Source organism: Micromonospora sp. URMC 105, assembly GCF_051386295.1.
Taxonomy (GTDB): Bacteria; Actinomycetota; Actinomycetes; order Mycobacteriales; family Micromonosporaceae; genus Micromonospora.
Map to the genome: position 1 here is coordinate 26,430 of NZ_JBPQTL010000038.1, position 24,773 is coordinate 51,202.

Here is a 24,773-nt window from a genome sequence, read left to right on the forward strand (position 1 = left end):
GGCGCTGCCCGGCGACCACCCGCCGCCGGGCGCGCGGACCATCGACGGCATCCGCCGCGGGTGACCCGGACCCCGGCCCGGCGCAGACACCGGGGACTTAGCTGATCATCTATGCTGCTCCGGCCGACGAACGAGGGGGACCACGGCCGGATGAAGAAGACCACCACCCGGGTGATCGCGGCGATGGCCGCGCTCGCCGCCGTGCTCTTCGGCACGACGGCAGCCCAGGCCGAGCCCGGCGCCACGATCACCGGCACGGTGACCGACCGGGCGACGGGTGCGCCGCTCGCCGGCGCCTGCGTCTCGCTGATGCAGACGGCGGAACAGGCGCTGACGACCCGCTGCACCGACACCACCGGCACCTACACCTTCACCGGGGTCACCGGGCAGTCCTTCTGGGGCGTGCACATCCGGGCCCGGTCGACCGGCCGGCCCGACGTCTGGTGGCCGAGCGCCCCGGACTACTACAACAGCGAGCGGCTGCACGTGGAGCCCGGCACGACCGGCCGGGCCGACCTCAGCATGGTCACCGAGGTGGGCGGCTTCCACGGCCGGATCACGCACCCGGACGGCAGCCCCGCGTACGCCAGTGAGGTGACCGCGGTCGCCGTCGACGGCGCCTGGCGGGCCAAGGCCCTGGCCGACAACGAGGGCCGGTACCGGCTGGCCGGGCTGCCGGTCGGTGCGTACCGGCTCGGTGTGGGGCCGGAGGGCTCGGTCCCGCGACAGTGGGTGCCGGGCCGGGCGAACCAGAGCGACGCGACTGTCTTCACGGTCACCGCCGGCAGCAGCACCTCGGTCGACGAGCGGTACCTCTCGGAGGCGCCGCCGACGAGCATCGGCAACGGCACGATCGCCGGCCTGGTCACCGCGCGGGCCACCGGGGAGCCGGTCGCGGGCGCCTGCGTGACCGCCGTCAACGCCGACCGCGGCGGCGAGGTCGGCCGGTCCTGCACCGACGCCACCGGGCGCTACCGCATCGAACGCCTCTGGTACCAGTACCAGTACCGCCTGCGGGTGCAGGCCGAGGGCTTCCCGGAGCAGTGGGCCAAGGACGCCAACGACTTCGACAACGCGACCCTCTACACCACCTCGGGCGAGGAGGTCACCACGGCCGACGTGGCGCTGCGGGTCGGTGGCGGCACGATCCGCGGCCGGGTCATGCCGGAGCAGGGCGGCACCATGCCCTGGTCGCTGTCCGTGGTGGCCAAGGCGGTCGACGGCTCGTGGCGGGGCGGCGTGATCGCCGTCGACGGCGAGTACCGGCTCGATCGGGTGCCGCCCGGTGACTACCGGGTGTATTTCTACGCCGCCGGCCGGACCCGCCAGTTCCACCCGGGCGTGGCGACCGCGGAGGAGGCGGCGATCGTCGGTGTCACCGAGGGCGGGACGACCGTCGTCGATGAGCGGCTGGTGCCCGCCGGCTCGGTGGAGATCGACCTGGTGGACAAGAGCACCCGCGCCCCGGTCAGCGGCTGCGTGGAACTGGTCGAGTCGGTCGAGAAGGCCTGCACCCCGAGCGGTTCCAACCGGGTCACCTTCCCGGTGGTCTGGGCCACCACCCAGCGGACGGAGACTGCCCGGGTGACGCCCGGCCCGGGGTACTGGCAGCGCGCGGTCGGCGACATCCGGGTCACGTCCGGCAAGGCCACCCGCCTCACCCTGGAGATCGAACCGGCGGCCACCGTGAAGACCAGCGTGGTCGACGGCGCGGGCAACAAGGTCGCCGGTATCTGCGTCACGCCGGTCTCCGGTGTGTCGGTTCCGACCACCCCGCTCCGCCAGGAGAACCAGGACCGTCGGTACTGCTCGGACGCCTCGGGCTCGCTGACCGTCGGCCCGCTGCCCGCCGGCCCGACGCAGCTTTTCGTGCAGTCGACCAAGCCGTGGGGCGCCCAGTGGTACGCCACCACCGGCGGCACCGGCGACCGCCGCACCGCGAGCGTCCTCAACCTCAACGTCGGCACGGTGACCAGCACCGCACCGATCCGCCTCGACCGGGCCGGCTCGATCACCGGCACCGTGCAGGGCGCGGACGGCAAGTTCGTCGAGGGCTGCGTGCAGGCCGGCGCCGGCCAGCCCGACCTGCCCGGCGGAGCGGCCCGGGGTTGCACGGTCTTCACCAGCGGCCCGTACGAGGGCCGGTTCACCATCACCGGGCTCGGCCCGTACCGGTGGCCGTTGCAGTACACCGGGCAGTGGATGGGCGACGACTCGCCCTTCGCGCTGGCCTGGTCCGGCAACGCCACCAACCGGTACCTGGCCACCCCGGTGCAGGTGAAGGCGGACGCGACGGTGACCGCCCCGCCGGTCACCCTGCCCCACGACGGCACCATCCGGCAGTTCGACGTGGGTGCCGGCGCGGGCACGTACTGGTCGGTCGAGGCGTACCACCCGAGCACCGGAGACCTGGTGGCGGTCTACCGCCGGGCGTACGACGAGGCGATGGTCGGGCTGCCGGCCGGTCCGCTGCTGCTGCGCTACGTGCCGGGCAGCGGAAAGCCGTGCTGGTACGTGGCCGGCGGCGCGACCGGGGGTGCCGGGGGCACTCCCCGGCCGACCGTGGTGAGCATCGCCCCGCAGCAGATCGTCGACAGCATCCGCATGGTGCCGGGCAGCACGTGCCTGGCCGTCCCGGTCGCGACCCGGGAGGGCCCCTCGAAGCCGGGCTGAGCCCCGGCGTCTCCGCGGCCCGTGCCGACAGTCCCCCGCGAAGGGCGTCGGCGCGGGCCGCGGCCGTTGCGGGGCTCCCTGCGGCGGTCGTGGCGATCAGGCCGGCGGCAGTATCTCCACGCCGAGCTGCTGGAGGAGCTGGAACAGCTCGTTGACGCTCCACACGTCGACGATCCGCCCCGCACCGTCGAAGCGCAGGAAGGTGGCCCCCGAGTAGCTGACCACCTGCCCGGTCGGCGGCACCGGGCCGAACTGCCCGGCCTGGGTGCCGGCGGCCCGCCAGCGCACCGCCACCCGGTCACCGGCGGCCACCACGTCCACGATCTTGTAGCGGAGGTCGGGGAAGGCCGCCCGGCGGTCCCGATGCCAGGCCAGGGCCGCCTCCGGCCCGGCCCCGCCGAGCCCCGGGCACGCCGCCCCGACCAGCTCGTACGCAGACTCCTCGCGCCCGGCGTTCCACACGTCGGCGACGAAGCGCCGCGCCACCGCCTCCAGATCGGTCATCCGGGCAGCCTAGCCATTTGCCGCCGGGGCCCCGCCGTCACACGTGCGGGCGGTCCCCGGGTCGGAGCGGGCGAGATCGGCAAAGATGGGAACGGAGACGACGGACGGATTCCAGGGGGCGACGTGGGCGAGACGGCAAGCGAGACGACCGGAGGCAAGTACGTCGAGCCGGGCGGTGAGTTCACCCGCGACCAGCGCTACATCGCCACCCGGATCACCGCCGACGGGCGGGACGGCTACCCGGTCGAGCCGGGGCGGTACCGGCTGGCGGTCAGCCGCGCCTGCCCCTGGGCGAACCGGTTGATCATCGTACGGCGGCTGCTCGGGCTGGAGGACGCCATCTCGATGGCGGTGGCCGGGCCGACCCACGACGCCCGGAGCTGGACGTTCGACCTGGACCCGGGCGGGCGTGACCCGGTGCTCGGCATCGAGCGCCTCCAGGAGGCGTACTTCGCCCGGTTCCCCGGCTACGAGCGGGGCATCACCGTGCCGGCGATCGTGGACGTGCCGACCGGGCAGGTGGTCACCAACAACTTCGGGCAGATGAGCCTCGACCTGTCCACCGAGTGGACGGCGTACCACCGCGAGGGCGCGCCGCAGCTCTACCCGGAGCGGCTGCGTGACGAGATCGACGAGATCAGCGCGGTGCTGTTCCGGGACGTCAACAACGGCGTCTACCGGTGCGGCTTCGCCGGCAGCCAGGAGGCGTACGAGAAGGCGTACCACCAGCTCTTCGACCGGCTGGACTGGCTGAGCGAGCGGCTGGCGGGGCAGCGCTACCTGGTCGGCGACACCATCACCGAGGCGGACATCCGGCTCTTCACCACCCTGACCCGCTTCGACCCGGTCTACCACGGCCACTTCAAGTGCAACCGCAGCAAGCTGACCGAGATGCCGGTGCTCTGGGCGTACGCGCGGGACCTGTTCCAGACCCCGGGCTTCGGCGACACGGTCGACTTCGACCACATCAAGCGGCACTACTACGAGGTGCACCGGGACATCAACCCGACCGGCGTGGTGCCGCTCGGCCCCGACCTGTCCAACTGGCTGACCCCGCACGGCCGGGAGGAACTCGGCGGGCGGCCCTTCGGCGACGGCACTCCCCCGCCGCCCCCGCCGGCCGACGAGCGGGTCGACCCCGCCCACACTCCGCTGCGCTGAGGCCGCGCGGCCGCCGGTCCTCCGCACGCTTTGCGGCGGGTCGGGGTGTCCCGACGCCCGGACACCCCGACTCGCCGCGAAGCGGCGCGATCATCAGCGCGGCGCGGCGGATTACATGAGCGCTGGCGCGCGTCAGAGGGCGAGGCGGACGGCGGCGGTGAGGACCAGCTGGGCCAGGGAGAGCGGCACCAGCACCAGCCAGCAGAGGCGTTGCAGCTGGTCCTCGCGCAGCCGCGGGTACGACACCCGCAGCCAGATGATGACGAAGGAGACCGCGAAGACCTTCAGCAGCGTCCACAGCCAGCCGAGCTGACCGTCGGCGAACGGGCCCTGCCAGCCGCCGAGGAAGAGCACGGTGGTCAGCGCGGCGATCACCACGATGCCGACGTACTCGGCGAGCAGGAAGAAGGCGAAGCGCAGGCCGGTGTACTCGGTCATGTAGCCGAAGACCAGCTCGGAGTCGGCGATCGGCATGTCGAACGGGGGCCGCCGGATCTCGGCCAGCCCGGCGACGAAGAAGACGAACATCGCGGGGGCCTGCCAGAGCAGCCACCAGGGCTGCCACGCCTCGACTATGCCGGAGAGGCTCAGCGTGCCCGCCGCCATGGCCACCGAGGCGGCGGCGAGCACCAGCGGGAGCTCGTAGCCGAGCAGCTGCGCCGCCCCGCGCAGGCCGCCGAGCAGGCTGTACTTGTTGGCCGAGGCCCAGGCCGACATCAGCACCGCGACCACGCCGACGCCGACCACGGCGAGGACGAAGAAGAGGCCGATGTCCAGCGGCTGCCCGACCAGGTCGTCCGGGCCCAGCGGGATGACCAGCAGGACCAGCAGGTAGGGCACCAGGGCCACCACCGGCGCCAGCCGGAACACCGCCCGGTCCGCCTCGCGGGGGGTGACGTCCTCCTTCTGCACGAACTTCACCCCGTCGGCGACCAGCTGCGCCCAGCCGTGGAAGCCGCCGGCGTACATCGGGCCGAGCCGGCCCTGCATGTGCGCCATCACCTTGTGCTCGGCCTGGCCCACCAGCAGCGGCAGGGTGAGGAACGCGACCAGCACGCCGCCGACCCGGATCACCAGCTCCAACCAGGTCGGCATCAGGCCGTCCCTTCCTCGTCGCGCGGCGCCGGGCCGTCGCCGGCGGCGGGCCCCGCAGCCGGCGCCGGGCCGTCACCGGGCGCCGCGGCCCTCGGGGTACGCGCCGGACGGGTACCGGGAGCCGGCCGGGCGGGCCGTTCCCGGGCCGGGCGGGCCGGGGTGCCGCCGCGCGGCCCCTCGCCCACGCCGGCCGCGCCGGCGGGCGTCGGCGTGGTGCCCCACTCCCCCGGCGCGGGTACGCCCGGCGGCCCGATGGGGCGGCGACCACCACCGGCCTCCGACTCGCCCGGCTCCTTCGCGCCCGGCCAGGGCTTGGCGACCCGGGAGGCGAGCACGAACTCCTTGCGCAGCGGATGCCCCTCGAACTCCGGGGGCAGCAGCAGCGGGGCCAGCTTGGGATGACCGGCGAAGTCGATGCCGAACATCTCGTGGGTCTCCCGCTCGTGCCAGGCCGCGCCCGGCCAGAGGTCGACCACCGAGGCCACCGTCGGCGACTCGCGGGGCACCCGGGTGCGCAGCAGCACCCCGTGCCGGCGGGTGGTCGACCAGAGGTGCACCACCACGTCGAACCCGGTGGCCAGCTCGTCGACGGCGGAGAGCCAGTCGAAGAAGTCGCAGGCCAGCTCGGCGTCGTCGCGCGCCGCGCGCAGCGCGTCGACCCAGCTCGCGACGGGTACGTCGACGGTGGCGCGGGCGTGGGACTGACCGCCGGAGACCGACGCGGTGGCCTCGACCGGTGCGAGCAGCGCGACGACCCGCTGGCCGACCTCTTCCGGAGTCATGCCGCTGATCCTAGGCCGTGTTTCATGAGGGCGGTCGAGCCGAGGCGGAGTCCAGACGGCGGTCCGGCAAGGCGCGGGTTCGTCCGGATACCGGCGTTGTATCCGGACGAACCCGCAACGCGGCCGGACGTCGTCTGGGCCCGCCGCAGGCCGGCCAGTCCTCATGAAACACGGCCTGAGGCCGCTGGCCCGCGGCCGTGTCGGGCCGCCCGGCGCCGGGCATCTGGCCGCTTTGCCCGGCGGGTGGCCGCCGGAGGGGGAAAGATGGTCACCGTGCGCGCTGTCACTGTGACTCCCGGGACGCCCGACTCCCTGCGACTGGTGGACGACTGGCCCGAGCCGTCGCCCGAGGAGGGCGAGATCCTGGTCGAGGCGCTGGCGGTCGGCATCTGCGGCACCGATCTGGAGATCGTCGCGGGCCAGTACGGGGAGGCGCCGCCCGGGCAGGAGCGGCTGGTGCTCGGGCACGAGGCGCTGGGCCGGGTGCTGGAGGACTCCACCGGCACCCTGCAACCGGGCGACCTGGTGGCGGGCGTGGTCCGGCGCCCCGACCCGGTGCCCTGCCCGAACTGCGCGGTTGACGAGTGGGACATGTGCCGCAACGGGCTGTACACCGAACACGGGATCAAGGGCCTGCCCGGCTTCGCCCGGGACCGGTGGCGGATCCAACCGAAGTTCGCCGTCGGCCTGGACCCGTCCCTCGCGCCGGTCGGCATGCTGCTGGAGCCGGCCAGCGTGGTGGCGAAGGCCTGGGACCACATCGAGCGGGTCGGCAGCCGCGCCGAGTGGAAGCCGCAGACCGCGCTGGTCACCGGCGCCGGGCCGATCGGCCTGCTGGCCGCGTTGCTGGCCATGCAGCGTGGGCTGGCGGTGCACGTGCTGGACCGGAACAAGACCGGCCCGAAGCCGGAGCTGGTCCGGGCGCTCGGCGCGACGTACCACACGGAGCCGGTGGCCGAGCTGGACCTGGTACCGGACGTGGTGGTCGAGTGCACCGGCGCGCCGCCGGTGGTGCTGGACGCGATGTGCAAGGTCGGTCCGATCGGCGTGGTCTGCCTGACCGGCGTCTCCAGCGGCGGCCGGACCATCGACTTCGACGCCGGCGCGCTCAACCGGGAACTGGTGCTGGAGAACAACGTCGTCTTCGGCTCGGTCAACGCCAACCGGCGGCACTGGGACCTGGCCGCCGAGGCGCTCGCCCGGGCCGACCAGTCCTGGCTGAAGTCCCTGATCACCCGCCGGCTGCCGGTGTCGGCGCACGCCGAGGCGTACACCCACACCGGCGGGGACATCAAGACGGTGCTGGACTTCACTCTCTGAGCCGGCGCCCGGGGCGGTCAGATCCCGGGGAGGCGGCCGTTGCGGAACAGGTCCACGAAGAGCTGGTGGTCGGTCCGGGTCCGGACACCGTACGCGTGCGCGAAGTCGACCAGGTGGGTCACGAACCCCGCCTCGTCGGCGTCGACCGCCGCCACGATGGACTCCTCGGTGGAGTAGTCCACCAGGTCGTGGCTGGACTCGTCGTCGGCTACCGAGTGCATCCGGGCCACCGCCCGGCCCAGGTCACCGAGGACCCCGGCCAGTTCGTCCGGCTCGTTCACGTTCGCCCAGTCCAGGTCGGCGGCGTACGGGGAGACCTCGGCGACGAGCTGGCCGATCCCGTCCAGCTCGGTGAAGCCCAGCCACGGGTCGGCGTGCGCCTGCAGCGCCCGCTGCGACTCGGCCGTACGGTGGCCCTGGTGCCGGAAGTAGCCGCGGACCCGCTCGTCCTCGATGTGCCGGGCCACCGCGGGCACCTGCGCCTGCTTCATGTAGATGACCACGTCGTTCTCCAGCGCCTGGGTGTGCCCCTCCAGCAGCAGGTTGTACGACGGCAGGCCGGCCGAGCCGATGCCCACGCCCTTGCGCAGCACGACGTCCTTGATCCGGGTGGCTACCGGACGCAGCCGCGCGGTGGCCTGCGGCAGCGTGGTCAGGTAGTCCTCGAAGGCGGCGCAGACCTGCTCCCGGGTGGCCGCGTCGATCTCGAACACCCCGTCGCCGAGGGAGAAGCGGCGCTCGTAGTGGTCGATCGTGGTCTGGGCGGTGAGCAGGTCGACCCGGGTGTTGAGCCGGGCCTGCTGGAGCACCCGGCGCAGCACGCCGTCGGCGTTGTCCAGGGTGATCGAGCCGATCGCGTCGTCCCCGCCGGCCGCGATGGCCCGCAGCTCGGTCAGGTAGGAGCGGGCGAACCGGGCGACCAGGTCGCTGATCACCTGGTCGGAGAGGGCCTTCGCGTAGCAGAGCAGGGCGACGCTGGCGGCGAGCCGCTTGAGGTCCCAGGAGAACGGCCCGACGTACGCCTCGTCGAAGTCGTTGACGTTGAACACCAGCTGCCCGGAGCCGTTCATGTAGGTGCCGAAGTTCTCCGCGTGCAGGTCGCCGTGGATCCAGACCTGGCTGGTCCGCCCGTCGAGGAACGCCTCGTCGGCGAAGTCGCCGCGCTGGTCGGCGTAGAAGAGGGACGCGCTGCCCCGGTAGAAGGCGAACGGGGAGGCGGCCATCTTGCGGAACTTGCGGCGGAAGGCCGCCGGGTCGAGTGCCATCGAGGCGCCGAATTCCTCGGTCAGCACGTCGACGATGAAGGCGGAACGCTGCTCCGCGGACGGGGTCATGGACCGCAGGCTAGCTGCCGGCCGCCAGCGGGGGCGTCGTTCGAGCGGACCGGCCGGGCGGGCCGGTCGGGCACCCACCGGACCGCCCACCCGGTGCGGGTTCAGGACGCCGGTGGGCGGACCGGCGGGGAGGTGAGCGAGCCGACCGGACGGCGCGGGGAGTCGGCACGGGGCGCGGCGTCCGAGGGCGAGGCGAGCGCGTCGGGGCGGGACACCCCGCCGATCCCGGACTGCTCGGCGGCGATCTTCTCCTGGAGCAGGAGGATGCCGTGCAGCAGCGCCTCCGGCCGCGGCGGGCAGCCGGGCACGTAGACGTCGACCGGGATGAGCTGGTCGACGCCCTTGGTCACCGAGTACGAGTCCCAGTACGGGCCGCCGCAGTTGGAGCAGGCGCCGAACGAGATGACGTACTTCGGCTCGGGCATCTGGTCGTAGAGGCGCTTGATCGCCGGGGCCATCTTGTCGGTGACCGTGCCGGAGACCACCATCAGGTCGGCCTGCCGGGGGCCGTGGGCGAACGGGATCACGCCCAGCCGGATGAAGTCGTGCCGGCCCATGCTGGTGGCGATGAACTCGATCGCGCAGCAGGCCAGGCCGAAGTTGAAGACCCAGAGCGAGTAGCGGCGGCCCCAGTTGAGCACGAACCGGATCGGCTCGCCGAGCACTCCCGGCAGCTGCACGGCCGCCCCCTTCCTGTCTCCCACCCGACAAGCCAGTCAACCACAGCGCCGGGCGGTCGCCCCGGGGCCGCCCGGGCTCAGTACGCCGGGCGTTGCAGCAGGCTGACGAACTCGACCAGCAGCCGCTCGCGCAGCGCCGGCGGGGCGGCGTCCAGCAGGGTGTTCACCACGGCCATCCGCTCCGGCACGCCCCGGGCGCCGTCGAGGCCCAATCCGGCGGCCAGGCCGGCCACCAGCTCCGGGGTGAGCGCCTGCGGGGCCAGCGAGGTCGCCAGCGCCCGCAGCTCGGCGGGGAGCCGGACCGGTCCGGCCGCCCGGGTCGCGGCCACCGCGGCGGCCAGGTCCGGGCCGAACTCGGCGACCCGGGGCGCGACCGAGGCGGTCACGGTCAGGTGCACGCTCGCCGGCAGGTCCGCGTACCGCAGCTGCGGCTGGGTGTGCCAGCCCCGGGCGGTCAGCTCGTCGACCAGCACGAAGAGGTCCAGCTCGGGGTCGGCGGCGGTGAAGCAGACCACGGTCGACTCCGGCTCGGCCATCAGCCGCAGCCCGTCGACGGCACGGACCGCGTCGGCCAGAGCGGTCACCGCGTCCCGGGTGGCGGCGGCGAGCCGCAGGTAGCCGGCGTCGCCGAGGTGTCGCAGGGTGGCGTACGCGGCGGCGATCGGACCGCCCGAGCGGGTCGAGGCGAGCACCGGGTTGACCATCGTGTACCCGGGCCAGTCCGCGTACGCGAAGTACTGCGGGGCGCGCAGCGCCGGGTCGCGGTGCAGCAGCAGCGACACGCCCTTCGGGGCGTACGCGTACTTGTGCAGGTCCACCGAGATCGAGGTGACCCCGTCGACGGCGAAGTCGAACGGCGGCACCGGCACGCCGAGCCGGCGCAGGTAGGGCAGGGTCCAGCCGCCGAAGCAGGCGTCCACGTGGCAGCGCACCCCGGCCGCCGCGGCCACCGCGGCGATCTCCGCCACCGGGTCGACGACGCCGTGCGCGTACGAGGGGGCGGAGCAGGCCACCAGCACGGTCTCCGGGCGGATCGCGGCGGCCACGCCGGCCACCGCCGGGCGCAGCGTCTGCGGGTCGACCGGCACCGGATCGAGGGTGACCCCGAGCAGGTGGGCGGCCTTGGCGAAGGCGGCGTGCCCGCTCGCCGGCACCACGATCCGGGGGGCGGTCAGCTCGGGGCGGGCGTCGCGGGCCGCCTTGACGGCGAGGATCAGCGACTCGGTGCCGCCGCTGGTGACGCTGCCGACCACCTCGGGCGCGGTCGTGCCGGGGCCGCCGCCGAGCAGCCGGGCGGCCGCCCCGACCAGCGCGTTCTCCATGGCCAGCAGAGACGGGAAGGCGGTCGGGTCGAGCCCGTTGACGTGCGCGCTGGCGGCGTGCGCGGCGGCGGCCAGCTCGTCCAGGCCGGGCACGGCGGGGTCGTAGACGTAGGCGAACAGCCGCCCGCCGTGCGTCGGCCGGTCGAGGGCGCGCAGCTCACGGATCTCCGCCAGCACTTGCTCGGCGGGTGCGCCGTCGGAGTCGATCATGCTTCGCCCTTCGGGTCGGGATGCAGGGTCCAGCCGCGCAGCAGCAGCACGGCGAGCCCGACCAGCAGGGCGGGCAGCACGGTGAAGCCGAGCAGCACGCCCAGCCGGGCCTGGTCGGACTGGGCCGCCGCGGTGCCGGTGTCGGAGGAGACGTAGCCGGAGACCTGGAGCACCAGGCCGTAGAGGCCCGGGCCGAGGGCCAGCCCGAAGGTCTCCCCCGCCGTCCACAGGCCGGTGAAGACGCCCGCCTGCCGCCGGCCGGTCCGCGCGGTCTCGTCGGCGACGCAGTCCGGCAGCAGGGCCAGGGCGAAGACCTGCTGGCCGGCGTACCCGACCCCGAGCAGCGCGACCACCGCGTAGACGGCGGCGGCGGGCAGCGCGGGCGCGGCGACCAGGGCCAGCGCTCCGGCGGCGAGCAGCAGCGAGGCGGCGACCAGGGCGGTGCGCTTGCCGAGCCGGGCGCCGAGCCGGGTCCACAGCGGCATCACCAGCAGCGCCGGCCCGACGAAGCAGGCGAAGAGCAGGGTCGGACCGTTCTGCGGGTCGCGCAGGATCTGGTCGGCGAAGTAGCTGACCCCGGCCAGGATGGTCGCCACCCCGGCCGACTGGATCACGAAGCAGAGCAGCAACGCCCGGAACGGCCGGTTGCCGGCGGCCACCGCGAGCTGGGCGCGCAGGGTCGGCTCGGTCGCGGTCACCGCCCCGGTCGCGACCGCGCGGGTGCCGAGGAAGGCGCCGACCGCGCCGAGGGCGATCAGCGCGGCGACGAAGAGGCCCATCCACCGGTGCCCGACCAGGCCGTCGCCGGTCGCGGTCACCACCATCGGGGCCACCGCGCCGGAGACCAGGATGGCCAGCGCCAGCACCGCGATCCGCCAGGTCATCAGCCGGGTACGCTCCGCGCGGTCGCCGGTCAGCTCGGCCGGCATCGCCACGTACGGCACCTGGAAGAAGGCGAACGCGGTGGCGGTGGCGAGGAAGGCGACCGCCACGTACGCCCCGGCGGCGGGACCGGCGCCGAAGGGCGCGGCGAAGATGGCGGCGAAGAGCACGGCCAGGGCCAGCCCGGCGCCGAGCAGCCAGGGCCGGCGCGGTCCCCAGCGGGAGCGGGTGCGGTCGGAGAGCCGCCCGGCGACCGGGTTCACCAGCACGTCCCACGCCTTGGGCAGCAGCACCAGCAGGGCGGCCACCCCGGCGGCCACGCCCAGCGTGTCGGTGAGGTACGGCAGCAGCAGCAGCCCCGGCACCGTGCCGAACGCGCCGGTGGACAGCGAGCCGAGGGCGTAGCCGGCGTGCACCCGGCGGGGCAGCGGGTCGGGGCGCCGCGCCCCGGCCGGGCCGGCGACCGAGGGGTCGGCTTCCGCCGGCGGCGCGTCCATGGGGCCGAATGTTACTCACGTTATGGCCCCGGTCACATCCCCTCCTCCGGCCACCAGCTCGCCGCCGACATGTCCACCCCGGCGGCGCGCAACGGGCAGCCCTCGGCCCGCAGCCGGGCCCGCGCCTCGACCTCGTGCCCGGGCGGCAACCGGCCGGCGGAGGTCACCACCCGGTGCCAGGGCACCCCGCCGCCGTGCCGGGCCATGATCGAGCCGACCAGCCGGGCCGAGGACCGGCCCGAGCGCTCCGACAGCGCGTCGGCCACCGCCCCGTACGACATCACCCGGCCCGGTGGGATCCGCTCGACCAGCGCGAGCACCGACTCGACGTACTCCTCAGGCGTCACGACCGGCCACGATATGGGAAGCCTGCCGGGCCGTGCAGGACCGACCGCGCAGAATGGGCGGGTGCGCGAAGCAGTCACCCAGGCCCGGCGGATCGTCGTCAAGATCGGGTCGTCCTCGCTGACCACCGGCGGTGGCGGGCTGGACGACGCCCGGGTCGACGCCCTGGTCGACGCCCTCGGCGTGCTCGCCGCCGACGGCCGGGAGGTGGTGCTGGTCTCCTCCGGCGCGATCGCCGCCGGCCTGGCCCCGCTCGGGCTGCCCCGGCGTCCCCGCGACCTGGCCACCCAGCAGGCTGCGGCGAGCGTCGGGCAGGGCCTGCTCATCGGCCGGTACGCGGCCGGCTTCGCCCGGCACCGGCTCACCGTCGGGCAGGTGCTGCTCACCGTCGACGACGTGACCCGGCGGGCGCACTACCGCAACGCGTACCGGACCCTGCGCAAGCTGCTCGACCTGCGCGCGGTGCCGATCGTCAACGAGAACGACACGGTCGCCACCGAGGAGATCCGCTTCGGCGACAACGACCGGCTCGCCGCGCTGGTCGCCGCCCTGGTCGACGCCGACCTGCTGGTGCTCCTCTCCGACGTGGACGCGCTCTGGACCGGGGACCCGACCCAGCCGGGCAGCACCCGGATCACCGAGGTGCACGGCGAGGGCGACCTGGCTGGCATCGACATCGGCGGCGCGGGCCGCTCCGGGGTGGGCACCGGCGGCATGGTCACGAAGGTCGAGGCGGCCCGGATCGCCACCGGCTTCGGCATCCCGGTGGTGCTGACCGCCGCGCCGCTGGCCGGTGCGGCGCTGGCCGGCGAGCCGGTCGGCACGTTCTTCCATCCGAGCCGGCGGCGGCCGACGGCCCGGCTGTTCTGGCTCGCGCACGCCACCGCGCCCCGGGGCCGGCTGCACCTCGATCCGGGCGCGGTGCAGGCGGTGGTGGGCCGGCGCAAGTCGCTGCTGCCGGCCGGGATCACCGCCGTCGACGGCGCGTTCACCGCCGGGGACCCGGTCGACCTGGTCGACACCGACGGCGCGCCGGTGGCCCGGGGGCTGGTCAACTACGACGCGGTGGAGCTGCCGGGGCTGCTCGGCCGCTCCACCGGAGAACTCGCCGCGGCGCTCGGCCCGGCGTACGAACGGGAGGTCGTCCACCGCGACGACCTCGTGCTGCTGTGAGGAGTTGGCGATGAGCGGGAGTGCCGGCATGAGCGTCAGCGAGCAGGCCCGCCGGGCCCGGGACGCGGCGGGCGAGCTGGCGGTCGCCACGCGTACCGCCAAGGACGCCGCGCTGCACGCGATGGCCGACGCGCTGGTGGCGCGTACCCCGGAGATCCTGACCGCGAACGAGGCGGACCTGGCGGCCGGGCGCGCGGCCGGGCTGAGCGCGGCCGTGCTGGACCGGCTCGCGCTCGACGCGGGCCGGGTGGCGGGCATCGCCGACGCGCTGCGCCAGATGGCCGCGCTGCCCGACCCGGTGGGCGAGGTGGTCCGCGGCTCGACCCTGCCCAACGGGCTGGAGCTGCGCCAGATCCGGGTGCCGTTCGGGGTGGTCGGCATCATCTACGAGGCCCGGCCGAACGTCACCGTGGATGCCGCGGGCATCTGCCTGAAGTCCGGCAACGCGGCGCTGCTGCGCGGCTCCTCGTCGGCGGCACACTCCAACGCGGCGCTGGTCGCCGTCCTGCGCGACGCGGTGGCCGGGGCGGGCCTGCCGGCCGACGCGGTGCAGCTGCTCGACGCCACCACGCGCGACTCGGTCAAGGAGCTGATGCGGGCGCGCGGCCTGGTCGACGTGCTGATCCCGCGCGGCGGCGCGTCGTTGATCCGCACCGTGGTCGAGGAGTCGACGGTGCCGGTGATCGAGACCGGGGTGGGCAACTGCCACGTCTACGTCGACGCCGCGGCGGACGTGACGAAGGCGGTGGCGGTCGCTCTCAACGCGAAGACCCAGCGGCTCTCCACCTGCAACACCGCCGAGTCGCTGCTGGTGCACGCGGCGGTCGCGGACGCCTTCCTGCCGCCGATGCTGGCCGCCTTCGCCGAGGCCGGGGTGACCGTGCACGGCGACGCCCGGGTGGCGGCGTTCTCCGACGCGGTGGTGCCCGCCACCGACGAGGACTTCGCCACCGAGTACCTCTCGGCGGACATCTCGGTCGCCGTGGTCGACTCGCTGGACGCGGCGGTCGCCCACATCCGGCGCTACGGCACCGGGCACACCGAGGCGATCCTGACCGACTCCGCCGCGGCGGCCCGGGAGTTCGTGGCCCGGGTGGACGCGGCGGCGGTGATGGTGAACGCCTCGACCCGGTTCACCGACGGCGGCGAGTTCGGCTTCGGCGCCGAGATCGGCATCTCCACCCAGAAGCTGCACGCCCGCGGCCCGATGGGTCTGCCCGAGCTGACCTCGACGAAGTACGTGGTGACCGGGGACGGGCACCTGCGCGGCTGACCCTCGCCAGTGGAGGGTCACCCAGGGGTCGCACCCGGTCGCTAGGCTGGGGCCGGTTCGGCACGGCTCGTCTGGGGAGGCAGCATGCTGGGCGAGAGCGCCCTGGAGCAGCAACTGGCGGAGGCACGCGCCGCGCTGCGGGAGGTGAGCCGCTCCGTGGTCCCGCCGGAGCGGGTCGAGTCGGTCGCCGAGGCCGCCGACGGGCGGATCCGCGTCACGGTCGGCGTCGACGGTCGGCTCAGCGCGGTCGACCTCGACCCCCGGGTGCTCCGGGAGGGCTCGGACTACCTGGCCGACGAGCTGCGGCGGGCGGTGAACGCGGCGCTCGACGGCCAGGCCGAGGTGGTCGCCGGCACCGAGCCGATGCCCGACCTCGCCGCGATGACCGCCACCGTGGAGCGCCTCCAGGACCAGGGCCTGCGCCAGATGCGGGAGATCAGCACCGCGATCAGCGAGACCATGCGCAAGCTTCAGCAGCGGAGTTGACCGTGGAACCGCTCGACGTGGACATCGACGCCCTGCGCCAGGGCGCGGACCAGCTCGCCCAGGCCAAGGAGAGCGTCCGCCAGGCGTTCGAGGCCTTCCAGGCGGCGGCGGGCGGCTACGCCGACGCCTTCGGCGGCGACGAGATCGGCATGCTGTTGAGCATGGGGCACCAGGCCTGCGTGGAGGCGCTCACCGAGTGCTTCAGCACCAACGTCGCCGAGCTGGAGAGCTACGCGGACGGCCTGAAGGGGATGGCCGAGAGCTATCGAGAAATCGAGGAGGGCGTCAGCGCCTCGTTCCGCTCGATCCTCGGCTCACTGGGTGGCTGAACCGCCACCGACGGACGACGAAAGGAGCCGGCGTGGGTCTGACGCTGCCGGGTGAACTCGCCTCGCTGCTCTCCATGATCGGGTACGACTGGCCGGAGTCCGACGAGACGGCGATCTTCCGGCTCGCCGGCGAGTGGACCGGCATGGCGGACCGGATCAACGGCTCGGTCGCCCAACTGGAGTCGGCGGCGCGGACGGTGCTCGACACCAACCGCGGAGAGAGCTTCACCGCGTTCGCCGGTGAGTGGAACGACAAGGAGTCGGCGGCCCGGAACATCGCCGACGCCGCCAACCCGGCGAGCGTCATCGGGATCGGGCTGATGGCCGCCGCCGGTGTGGTGCTCGCCCTGAAGATCAACGTGATCATCCAGCTGGTGGTGCTGGCGATCCAGATCGCCCAGGCGATCGCCACGGCGGCGGTCACCTTCGGCGCGTCCCTGCTCCAGATCCCGATCTTCAAGATGATCACCGGCCTGATCGTCGACCAGCTCATCGGCATGGCCGTGGACACGGTGCTCAATGGCTAAGAAGCGCACCTCGCCGCCCCGGCAGACGCAGGCGAAGGGTGCCAAGATCGTCTCGGCGTACCTGGAGAACGCCGACGTGTTCCGCACCGCCAAGACGGCCGGCACCACCCCCCGCGGCCCGGCCGTGCTGGTGCTGCGCAACCGGCCGGATTTCGACAAGCGGGACTTCGACCGCAAGGCCAAGGACCTGGTCCGGCTCGGCCAGGAGGGCCGGCTGAGCAAGGCGAAGTCGGACCGGACGGCCAACAGCGTCTACCACCGGGGCGGCCGGGGGACCACGCCGGGCACCCGGACCCGCACCAACGTCTTCCGGGACCGGGTGATCCGCCGGTTGACCAGGAACGAGCGACTGACCAAGCACCACGGCACCGCGGCGACCAACCAGTACCTGGCCAACCGGGACCTCGTGCAACGTCTCTACGGCCGGGGGGACATCACCGCGCGGGGCCAGGGCTTCGATCCGGACCACGTCCAGGAGCTGCAACTCGACGGAAAGGACGAATACGCTAACCTCAGGCTGATGGACGCCTGGACCAACCGCGAGATCGGCCGCGAGATTTCCGTGGCGTTGCGCGACGTCCCCGAGGGCACCCCGGTCATCGTGAGGGTCCTGCCATGACCCGGCCGGACCCGGCCGTCCTCGCCCGGATCGCCGAGAAGCTGGAGCTGCTCACCCGGGTCGAGTCCGAGCACGGCTTCGGTGTCCACATCGGCGGGCCGGCGGCGCTGGAGCCGATCGCCGACCTACCCGGCGTCGCCGAGGTCTACAGCCTCTTCGAGCGCTTGGAGGGCGACAACTTCCGGTTCCACGCACCCGAGCAGATCCGCACCCCGCAGGGCTGGGCGGAGTACGAGGTCAACCCGAACGACCCGATGGGCAGTCCACTGATCGTGGGCTACGAGATGGACAGCGTCCCCCGCGGCCTGCGCGACGATATCCGCGGCGGCGACCCGATCTACCTCGACCTGGACGACCTGGACGTGTACTACATGGAGTCCAGCGCCTACGTCTACCAGTACGAGCACCCCGACGAGGACGTCGAGTTCACCGTCATCGCCCCCGATGTCGCCACCTTCTTCGACGAGCACGTGCTCGGCCCCCGCTACCCGGAGCTGATGGCCGTGGTCTTCGGCCCCGCCGCGCCCGAGCAACGGCTGCGCAAGGGCCGGCACGCCGGCGAGTACGCCGACAACTGGCGGCGACTGCTGATCGCCGCCGGTCTGTCCTCCTGACCCACCCGTCGACCCTGCTTAAGGACGGTCATGGCAGCTGATCCGCGGTTCACCGCGTTGTGGAGCGAGGACGAGCTCATCCCGTACCCGCGCGAGGCGTGGCTGGAGGGGGGCTTCAGTCCCGACCTGCTCCCCGCCGGCGACGAGATCCCGCTCGACGTGGCGGTCGTCTACACCGCCTTCCTCGAAGGCGACATCGAGCTGTACGACACCATCCAGCTGAGCACCGCCGACGGTTCGCTGGACGTCCGGCTGATCGTGGTGGGCGCGGTCGCCGACAACCCCGACCTGCTCTACGTGCTCGACCCGCGGACCGGCGAGATCCTCCAGTTCGACCTGGATCAGCAGGACATCCAGGCCGTCAACAGCAGCTTCCGCACCTTCGTCGAGTTCCTCTACCAGTTCGCGCTCTTCGTCGAGGCCGACGAGGGCAAGCCGGGCCGGGCCGAGCGGGCCGAGACGCTGCGCATGGTGCTGGAGAGCATCGACCCGGCCGCGTTCACCCCCGACGGCTGGTGGCCGCTGGTGATCAGTCAGCTGAAGTGACCGCCGCCCGGCAGGCCCGGATCGCCCGCAACGTGGTGTGCACGTCGAACTGGTGACCGTCGTCGCTGTCCCACCCGCCGTCGCTGCGCTGGGTCTCGGCGAGCCGGCGGCGGGCGGAGACCAGCAGCCACTGCTCCTCGCCCACCTCCACCCGGCGCAGCGTCGCGGCCAGCCAGGCCACGTCGGCCGGGGACAGCTGCGGAATCCGCTCGGCCAGCACCGCCTGGATACGGGCCGACTCGTAGTACATCTCCTGCCGGTGCAGCACGGCCGCGCTCAGCCAGCCGGCGGGCAAAAAGGACGGCCAGCCGCCGTCCGCGGCGAGCTGCGCGGCGACGGCGTGTGCCGCCGCCTGCACCACCCCGGCGTACGCGCCGCCGACGCGGTGGTCGAGCGGGCCCGCGGCGCGGGCGTCCAGGCCGGCCACGGTGAGCCAGAACCCGGCGTTGGCGGTGAGGTAGAAGCGGGCCTCCGGATCGCCCGGCCGGGCCCACTCCGGGGCGAGGCCGGCCAGCGACGGGTCCTCGTCCCAGCTCCCGTCGGGCAGTTGCCGGGCGGCGAGCCAGTCCAGTGCGTGCCGGGCCGCCGGACGGCCGAGGGCACCCAGGTCGTCCAGCTCGGCCAGGCGGAAGCAGGTCGCGTCGACGGAACCGACGGCACCCTCCAGGACGGCCGACCAGCCGCCGTCAGGGGTCTGGCCCGCCTCGGCGGCGTCGAGCAGCTCGGCCGGCACCGGCGCGCCGGTGCGCAGCCGGGAGAGCCGGGCGCGGTCCACCGCGTCCCCGTGCGCCACGACGAAGCCGATAGCGGCGTCCATGTCCACCACGGCGGTCACGCTACCTGCGCAAAGGTGATCGCGCCTCGGTGAATCGGCCGAGGCCGGGGCGGGTGAGTGGCCCGCCGCCGGCCCCGGCCGTCGCTCAGTACGCGGGCAGCGAGGGATCGATCTGCTTGATCCAGGAGAGCACACCGCCCTGCACGTGCACCGCGTCGCGGAACCCGGCCGCCTTGAGGGCGGCGAGCGCCTCGGCGGAGCGGACGCCGGACTTGCAGTGCAGCACGATCTGCCGGTCCTGCGGGAGCTTCGCCAGCGCCTCGCCGGAGATGATCTCGCCCTTGGGGATCAGCGTGGCACCGGGGATGCGGACGATCTCGTGCTCGGCGGGCTCGCGGACGTCGACCAGGTAGATGTCCTTGCCGGCGTCCTGCCACTCCTTGAGCTCCAGCGCGGTGATGGTGGCGTCGACCACCGCCTCCTGCGCCTCCTCGGAGACCGCGCCGCAGAAGTCCTCGTAGTCCTCCAGCAGGTCGGTGACCGTCGGGTTCTCGCCGCAGAGCACGCAGTTCGGGTCCTTGCGCACCTTGATCTTGCGGTAGGACATCTCCAGGGCGTCGTAGACCATCAGCCGGCCGACCAGCGGCTCGCCGATGCCGGCGAGCAGCTTGATCGCCTCGTTGACCTGGATCGAGCCGATCGACGCGCAGAGCACGCCGAGCACGCCGCCCTCGGCGCAGGAGGGCACCATGCCGGGCGGCGGGGGCTCCGGGTAGAGGCACCGGTAGCAGGGGCCGTGCTCGGCCCAGAACACCGAGGCCTGGCCGTCGAAGCGGTAGATCGAACCCCAGACGTACGGCTTGCCGAGCAGCACCGCCGCGTCGTTGACCATGTACCGAGTGGCGAAGTTGTCGGTGCCGTCGACGATCAGGTCGTACCGGGAGAAGATGTCGCGGACGTTCTCCCGGTCCAGCGCGGTGTTGTGGATCTCGACGTTGACCAGCGGGTTGATCTCGCGGATGCTCGCCGCGGCGGACTCGGCCTTGGACCGGCCGACGTCGGAGACGCCGTGGATGATCTGGCGCTGGAGGTTGGACTCGTCGACGGTGTCGAAGTCGATGATGCCGAGCGTGCCGACGCCGGCGGCGGCGAGGTACATCAGGGCCGGCGAGCCGAGACCGCCGGCGCCGACGCAGAGCACCCGGGCGTTCTTCAGCCGCTTCTGCCCCTCGACCCCGACGTCCGGGATGATCAGGTGGCGCGAGTAGCGGCGGATCTCGTCAACGGTCAGCTCGGCGGCGGGCTCGACGAGCGGGGGCAGCGACACGGTGGACTCCCCGGGATCGGCTGGTGGCAGACCGCGCCATTGTCGCTCGGCCCGGCCACGCTCGGCCATGAGGAGGGACACGTCGCCCGACATGCGGGAGCGGGAATAACTCAGACACCGGGGACGAGTACGCCCTCATGGCGCACCCCGTCGACGTACGGCCAGGCGTTGGCGACGCAGCCGTCCAGGCCGTACGTCTGCTGCTGCATCACCGGGGCCGGCGCGCCGGGGCCGGGGCAGGCCTGGTGCTCCTCGCCGAACTCGTGCCCGACCTCGTGGTTGACCACGTACGTCCGGTACACCGCCAGCGGAGCGCCGTAGTGGGGAACGGCGTCCATCCAGCGGGCCAGGTTGATGATCACCTGACCGGGCAGCCGGCAGGAGGTGTAGCCCTCGGTGCTCAGCCCGCCCTCGGCGCACATCGCCTCCGAGGTCGCCGGGGTGGCCAGGTAGACGGTGAAGTCGGCGGCGTCGGCCTCGGACACCCGCTGTACCCGCAGCTCACCGGAGGCGATCCAGCTGCGCGGGTCGGCGAGCACCTCGTCCACGGTGGCGGCGAAGGCGTCCACGTCCTGCCCGGTGCCCTCCTCGACCGCCACCCGGTAGCGGCGCAGCGCCCCGTCGTATCCGCGCAATGGCGAGCGCCCGGCGGCGGTGACGAAGCGGCCATCGCCACTGCTCGGGGAGGCGGTGGGCGTGGCATGGTCGCCGGCCCCGTACCCGTGCGCCCGCGACACCCCGGTGGACGAGGGCGCGGACGGCCGGTCGTCGGCCCGGACCAGGGCGACGGTGGCGACGGTCGCGCCGAGCGACACCAGCCCGAGCAGCGCGGCGAGCCGGCGGCGGCGGGGCATCCGCACCGGTCCGCTTCGGACGGCGCCGACGGGTGGCCTGGCCGGGGCGCTCGGCTCCGGTCCGTCACCCTCGGCGCGCGGGAATGGGCTCACCCGACCAGCATGGCAGACTAATCGGGCATATCAGCGCTTTACCGTCGACTACGCGAGTAAGTTTCAGATCGCGCGCCAGGGCTCAGACGGGACGCCCCACGTACCGCCGGCCGTCGAGGTAGGGCCACGGGTTCGCGGTGCAGCCGTCCAGGAAGAGCGACTGCTGCTGCATCACCGGCGCCGGCCGGCCCCGCCCCGGGCACCGCTCGTGGCGGTGCCCCAACTGGTGGCCCACCTCGTGGTTCACCACGTAGGCGCGATAGAGCGACAGCGGCACCGCGGCCCGCACGAAGTGCGGCACCGATCTCCGCCACCGGTCCAGGTTGATGATCACCTGTCCGGGTGCCCGGCAGGACGTGTACGGCCGGCCGCCCACCCGGATGTCCACTCCCCCGGCCCGGCACATCCGCCACGCCGTGGCCCCCGTCGCCAGGTAGACCGTGAAGTCGTACGCCTCGCCCGCCGGCACCCGGCGCAACCGCAAGCGGCCACTGTCCACCCAGCTCCCCGGGCCGGCCAGTGCCGCCTGCGCCTCGTCGGAGAAGGCGTGCACGTCCTCGCCGGCCGCGTGCTCCACCGCCACCCGGTACCGCTGCACCGTGCCCGCCCGCCCGAGCACCGGGCCGGGCCGGTCGTCGTAGGCGAAGGTGCCCGGCCCGGCGGCCGGCACCGGTCCCGCGAGCTGGAGCACCGGGGTCGGGCTGGTCGCGGACGGGCTGGGGGTGACCGGCGGCGACGGCGACGGGGTAGCCGGCGCGCCGGTCGGCCCGGGGGCCGGCGTCACGGCGGCGAGCGTGTCGGCGACGGCCCCGGGACGGCCGGCGGAAAGCGCCCCGCCCGCGCCGACCACCACCGCGAGCATCGCCAGGAACAGCACCGTCAGCCGACGGCCGGTGACGGGTGCGCGGCGGCCACGCGGGGTCGCACGCGCGCGCCGGTGACCGTGGGAGAGGAACTCGGACATCAGGGGTCAGCCTGCCATGTCGGACCCCTTCGGTGCGACCTCCGTTTCGGCCAGCAGGTGCAACACGGCGCGCGCCACCGTGCGCGGCACCTCCACCTGCGCGACGTGGCCGACCCCTTCGAGCATCATCAGCCGGCTGTCCGGGATCACCCGGGCCGCCTGCGGCGCCACCCGCACGTCCACCAGCTTGTCCTGCAGGCCGCCCACCACCAGCGTCGGCGCCTGGACCGCCGCGGCGATCCGCCACATCGACCCCGGCCCCGGCAGGTAGGAGCGCAGGAAGCTGGAGACCAGGCCACGGAACGTCCGGACGTATGCGGCGGCGTAGTGCGCGGCCTCGTAACGCACCCGGATCTCCTCCAGCGCCTCCTGCCGGCGCTGCTCGTTGATCCGGCTCAGGTCGGCGAAGCACGCCTGGAGCACCTGCTGCGCCATCACCTCCGGCGGGAGCTGGGCCAGCCGCCAGGCCGCCAGCCGCTCCGCCCGGGGGATGGCCAGCAGCGGCAGCATCCGCCCCTGCAGGGAGCGGCGGAAGTCCAGGAAGGGCAGCGCCGGCGAGACCAGGGTGAGGGTACGCACCAGCTCCGGCCGCAGCCCCGCCACGTGCACCGCGATCGCCCCGCCGAGGGAGTTGCCGAACAGGTGCACCGGCCCCCGGCCGGAGTGCTCGATCCAGCGGACCACCCGCTGCGCGAAGGCCGGGATCGTGTAGCGCCGCCCCGGCTCGCTGCGCCCGAACCCGGGCAGGTCGATGGCCTGCCCGTCGAGCCGGTGGGCGAGCAGGCCGGCCAGGTCCGTCCAGTTCTGCGACGAGCCGCCCAGCCCGTGCACGTACAGCGCCGGCTCGGCGTCCGGGCCGGTGGCCGGGGTGTCCCGCACGTAGGTGACCGTCCCGTCGAGACGTACCTCCCGGCCGGGCCAGGGCGGCGGGACGTGCGGCGCGGGCAGCAGGTGGTCGGGCCAGAGGGCGGCGCGCTTCATGCCTTCCAGTGTGCCCAGCACGACCGCCGGCGTACACCACACCCGCTCAGGCCAGCAACGCCTCCAGGCGACGGTTGACGGCGGCCAGCGTCGCGCGGACCACCGCCTGCCGGGGGTCACCGGCGACCAGCGCGGAGCCGGCGAGCTGCTCGACCCAGCCGTCGCAGACCAGCAGCACGACCACAGTGGCCACCTCGCAGTTGCCGAACGGCACCACCGCCGCGTGCTCGACGAAGCACCGCCCGCGCTCGGCCGTACCCTCGCCGCCCCGCAGCAGATGGTCCACCGCCGCCGCGGCGGCCACCGCGCAGAGCCGCAGGACGTACCCGTCCACGGCCGGCCCGGTGGAGTGCCCGGACGCGGTCTCGCCGCCGGCGAGCAGGCGTACCTCGACGGTGGCGTCCAGGCCGAAGGTGCTCACCTGGACGTGGTCGATCACCACCCGGGGCCCCGGCGCGCCGCCGGTGTCCAGCGGCCGGGAGGGCGCCGTCTCCGTCGTGGTCATCTGCCCACCGGAGTACGACGTGCCGAGCGTGGCCGGGCTGCCGGTGGCCGGTGGCGCGGACGACAGGCTCGCCTCGTCCACACTGGCCCGGCCCCGGTGCGTGGAGACCTGGCGTCGCCGGCGCGGCACCCCGGCGACGGTGCTCGGATAGTCCTCGACCCGGCCGGGCGCGGGGGTGGACGCGGCGACAGAGCGGGCGCCGGGTGCCTGGTCGGAGAGGAGCCGACCGGCGGCGGCCGGCGCGCGGCCCTCCCCACCGGACGGATCGGCCGGAGCGCCCGGCGGATCGGCCGGGCGGGACCGCCTCGCCGGACCGGCCCCCGGATCCTGGCGGCGCAGCTCGGTGGGACCGGACTCCGCGTCGCGCGGCCCGGCCCCCGTCTCGCCGGGACGCGCGTCGGCGCCCCGCGACTCGGGCGCGCGGGTCTCGGCGGAGCGGCGGCGCAGCGGCGCCGGCGCGGGAGCCGTGCCGGGCAGGTTCTGCGGGGCCGCGGCCAACCCCATCCGCTCCTGGAGCAGCCGGGCCACCACCCGGCTCACCTCGGCCGGATCGGCACCGTCGGCGAGATCGAGCCGGAGGCTGTGCGCGCCGGCCGGGGTACGGCGCAACGCGGCGTCCCGGACGCCGGGCACCTCCCGCACGGCGTCGAGGATGGCGTTGACGTCGAAGCCCTCCGGCCGCTCCCGCAACGGGGCGGGCTCGTCGTCGCGGCGCAGATGGGTGGCGATGCGGGCGAGTTCCGGGGTCTCGGCGGGTGGCTCCACGGCTGGCAGCTCCGGCACGACGGGCACGTCCGGCTCGGCGGGGACGCGCTGCGGCAGCACCGCCGCGCCGGGGTCCGGCGTCCCGTCCTCCACGGCCGGCTCGGCCGGAGGTGCCGGATCGGGGGCGGAGCGGCGGT

The 24,773-nt window shown here is 74.1% G+C and carries 24 protein-coding genes and 1 pseudogene; 11 read left to right on the plus strand and 14 right to left on the minus strand.

What is annotated here, in order from left to right; translation table 11 throughout:
• Positions 1-111 precede the first annotated feature (111 nt).
• A complete protein-coding gene (locus tag ACSNN7_RS14910; RefSeq protein ID WP_436681358.1) occupies positions 112-2,673 on the plus strand; it encodes a carboxypeptidase-like regulatory domain-containing protein in 2,562 nt (853 codons plus the stop codon).
• Positions 2,674-2,769: 96 nt separating this feature from the next.
• On the opposite strand, the gene ACSNN7_RS14915 is transcribed toward ACSNN7_RS14910, so the two are convergent.
• Positions 2,770-3,177 (minus strand): ester cyclase, encoded by a 408-nt coding sequence (locus ACSNN7_RS14915; protein WP_436681359.1) that lies wholly within the window; start codon positions 3,175-3,177, stop codon positions 2,770-2,772.
• A 123-nt stretch (positions 3,178-3,300) separates the two neighbouring features.
• On the opposite strand from ACSNN7_RS14915, the gene ACSNN7_RS14920 reads away from it, so the two are divergent.
• Positions 3,301-4,338, plus strand: coding sequence for a glutathione S-transferase family protein (locus tag ACSNN7_RS14920; RefSeq protein WP_436681360.1), 1,038 nt, complete (start codon positions 3,301-3,303; stop codon positions 4,336-4,338).
• 132 nt (positions 4,339-4,470) lie between these two features.
• On the opposite strand, the gene nuoH is transcribed toward ACSNN7_RS14920, so the two are convergent.
• Together nuoH and ACSNN7_RS14930 are read right to left on the minus strand one after the other, a co-directional pair.
• Positions 4,471-5,433, minus strand: coding sequence for an NADH-quinone oxidoreductase subunit NuoH (nuoH, locus tag ACSNN7_RS14925; protein WP_334449541.1), 963 nt, complete (start codon positions 5,431-5,433; stop codon positions 4,471-4,473).
• Positions 5,433-6,215 carry an NADH-quinone oxidoreductase subunit C gene (locus tag ACSNN7_RS14930; RefSeq protein ID WP_436681361.1) on the minus strand — a complete coding sequence of 261 codons (783 nt, stop codon included), beginning with the start codon at positions 6,213-6,215 and terminating at the stop codon, positions 5,433-5,435. Before ACSNN7_RS14930 ends, nuoH begins: the two co-directional genes overlap by 1 nt.
• A 273-nt stretch (positions 6,216-6,488) precedes the next feature.
• Between ACSNN7_RS14930 and ACSNN7_RS14935 the strand changes: the two genes are divergently transcribed.
• Complete coding sequence (locus tag ACSNN7_RS14935; protein WP_436681362.1) at positions 6,489-7,535, plus strand: glucose 1-dehydrogenase; 1,047 nt, start codon at positions 6,489-6,491, stop codon at positions 7,533-7,535.
• Between the two features lie 17 nt (positions 7,536-7,552).
• On the opposite strand, the gene ACSNN7_RS14940 is transcribed toward ACSNN7_RS14935, so the two are convergent.
• From ACSNN7_RS14940 to ACSNN7_RS14960, 5 genes are all read right to left on the minus strand, one after another.
• On the minus strand, positions 7,553-8,869 hold the full coding sequence (locus ACSNN7_RS14940; protein ID WP_436681364.1) for a DUF2252 domain-containing protein: 1,317 nt from the start codon (positions 8,867-8,869) through the stop codon (positions 7,553-7,555).
• A gap of 101 nt (positions 8,870-8,970) precedes the next feature.
• Positions 8,971-9,549 carry an NADH-quinone oxidoreductase subunit B gene (locus ACSNN7_RS14945; protein WP_436681365.1) on the minus strand — a complete coding sequence of 193 codons (579 nt, stop codon included), beginning with the start codon at positions 9,547-9,549 and terminating at the stop codon, positions 8,971-8,973.
• 77 nt (positions 9,550-9,626) lie between these two features.
• Positions 9,627-11,081: a pyridoxal phosphate-dependent decarboxylase family protein gene (locus ACSNN7_RS14950; protein WP_436681366.1), complete on the minus strand. Its 1,455-nt coding sequence runs from the start codon at positions 11,079-11,081 to the stop codon at positions 9,627-9,629.
• Positions 11,078-12,460, minus strand: a complete 1,383-nt coding sequence (locus tag ACSNN7_RS14955; RefSeq protein ID WP_436681367.1) for an MFS transporter — start codon at positions 12,458-12,460, stop codon at positions 11,078-11,080. The genes ACSNN7_RS14950 and ACSNN7_RS14955 overlap by 4 nt, the downstream gene beginning before the upstream one ends.
• Before the next feature lie 32 nt (positions 12,461-12,492).
• The gene (locus tag ACSNN7_RS14960; RefSeq protein WP_436681368.1) at positions 12,493-12,807 is read right to left on the minus strand and encodes an MGMT family protein; all 315 of its coding nucleotides are present in this window, start codon (positions 12,805-12,807) and stop codon (positions 12,493-12,495) included.
• Positions 12,808-12,820: 13 nt separating this feature from the next.
• Here ACSNN7_RS14960 and proB point away from each other — a divergent pair, with 13 nt between their 5' ends.
• The 8 genes from proB to ACSNN7_RS15000 all read left to right on the plus strand — a co-directional run bounded on the left by proB (position 12,821) and on the right by ACSNN7_RS15000 (position 18,372).
• Positions 12,821-13,978: a glutamate 5-kinase gene (gene proB / locus ACSNN7_RS14965; RefSeq protein ID WP_436681369.1), complete on the plus strand. Its 1,158-nt coding sequence runs from the start codon at positions 12,821-12,823 to the stop codon at positions 13,976-13,978.
• 28 nt (positions 13,979-14,006) lie between these two features.
• Entirely contained in the window at positions 14,007-15,251 is a 1,245-nt protein-coding gene (locus ACSNN7_RS14970; protein ID WP_436681383.1) for a glutamate-5-semialdehyde dehydrogenase, read from the plus strand.
• 84 nt (positions 15,252-15,335) lie between these two features.
• Positions 15,336-15,737 carry a YbaB/EbfC family nucleoid-associated protein gene (locus tag ACSNN7_RS14975; RefSeq protein ID WP_436681370.1) on the plus strand — a complete coding sequence of 134 codons (402 nt, stop codon included), beginning with the start codon at positions 15,336-15,338 and terminating at the stop codon, positions 15,735-15,737.
• 2 nt (positions 15,738-15,739) lie between these two features.
• On the plus strand, positions 15,740-16,066 hold the full coding sequence (locus ACSNN7_RS14980; protein ID WP_436681372.1) for a hypothetical protein: 327 nt from the start codon (positions 15,740-15,742) through the stop codon (positions 16,064-16,066).
• Positions 16,067-16,098: 32 nt separating this feature from the next.
• Positions 16,099-16,593: a WXG100 family type VII secretion target gene (locus ACSNN7_RS14985; RefSeq protein ID WP_436681374.1), complete on the plus strand. Its 495-nt coding sequence runs from the start codon at positions 16,099-16,101 to the stop codon at positions 16,591-16,593.
• Positions 16,586-17,212, plus strand: a complete 627-nt coding sequence (locus tag ACSNN7_RS14990; protein WP_436681375.1) for a hypothetical protein — start codon at positions 16,586-16,588, stop codon at positions 17,210-17,212. The genes ACSNN7_RS14985 and ACSNN7_RS14990 overlap by 8 nt, the downstream gene beginning before the upstream one ends.
• Entirely contained in the window at positions 17,209-17,826 is a 618-nt protein-coding gene (locus tag ACSNN7_RS14995) for a hypothetical protein (RefSeq protein ID WP_436681377.1), read from the plus strand. The genes ACSNN7_RS14990 and ACSNN7_RS14995 overlap by 4 nt, the downstream gene beginning before the upstream one ends.
• 30 nt (positions 17,827-17,856) lie before the next feature.
• Positions 17,857-18,372: an SUKH-4 family immunity protein gene (locus tag ACSNN7_RS15000; protein ID WP_436681378.1), complete on the plus strand. Its 516-nt coding sequence runs from the start codon at positions 17,857-17,859 to the stop codon at positions 18,370-18,372.
• On the opposite strand, the gene ACSNN7_RS15005 is transcribed toward ACSNN7_RS15000, so the two are convergent.
• The 6 genes and pseudogenes from ACSNN7_RS15005 to ACSNN7_RS15030 form a co-directional block, all read right to left on the minus strand.
• Positions 18,356-19,189, minus strand: a complete 834-nt coding sequence (locus ACSNN7_RS15005; RefSeq protein WP_436681384.1) for a squalene--hopene cyclase — start codon at positions 19,187-19,189, stop codon at positions 18,356-18,358. The two genes, ACSNN7_RS15000 and ACSNN7_RS15005, sit on opposite strands and share 17 nt — an antisense overlap.
• A 103-nt stretch (positions 19,190-19,292) precedes the next feature.
• Positions 19,293-20,474, minus strand: coding sequence for an adenylyltransferase/sulfurtransferase MoeZ (gene moeZ, locus ACSNN7_RS15010; RefSeq protein ID WP_436681379.1), 1,182 nt, complete (start codon positions 20,472-20,474; stop codon positions 19,293-19,295).
• A 110-nt stretch (positions 20,475-20,584) separates the two neighbouring features.
• A complete protein-coding gene (locus ACSNN7_RS15015; protein WP_436681380.1) occupies positions 20,585-21,421 on the minus strand; it encodes a DUF3152 domain-containing protein in 837 nt (278 codons plus the stop codon).
• Positions 21,422-21,503: 82 nt separating this feature from the next.
• Positions 21,504-22,385: a DUF3152 domain-containing protein gene (locus ACSNN7_RS15020; protein WP_436681381.1), complete on the minus strand. Its 882-nt coding sequence runs from the start codon at positions 22,383-22,385 to the stop codon at positions 21,504-21,506.
• 6 nt (positions 22,386-22,391) lie between these two features.
• Positions 22,392-23,366: an alpha/beta fold hydrolase gene (locus tag ACSNN7_RS15025; RefSeq protein WP_436681382.1), complete on the minus strand. Its 975-nt coding sequence runs from the start codon at positions 23,364-23,366 to the stop codon at positions 22,392-22,394.
• A 46-nt stretch (positions 23,367-23,412) separates the two neighbouring features.
• Positions 23,413-24,773, minus strand: a pseudogene (locus tag ACSNN7_RS15030) (hypothetical protein); the annotation flags it as partial.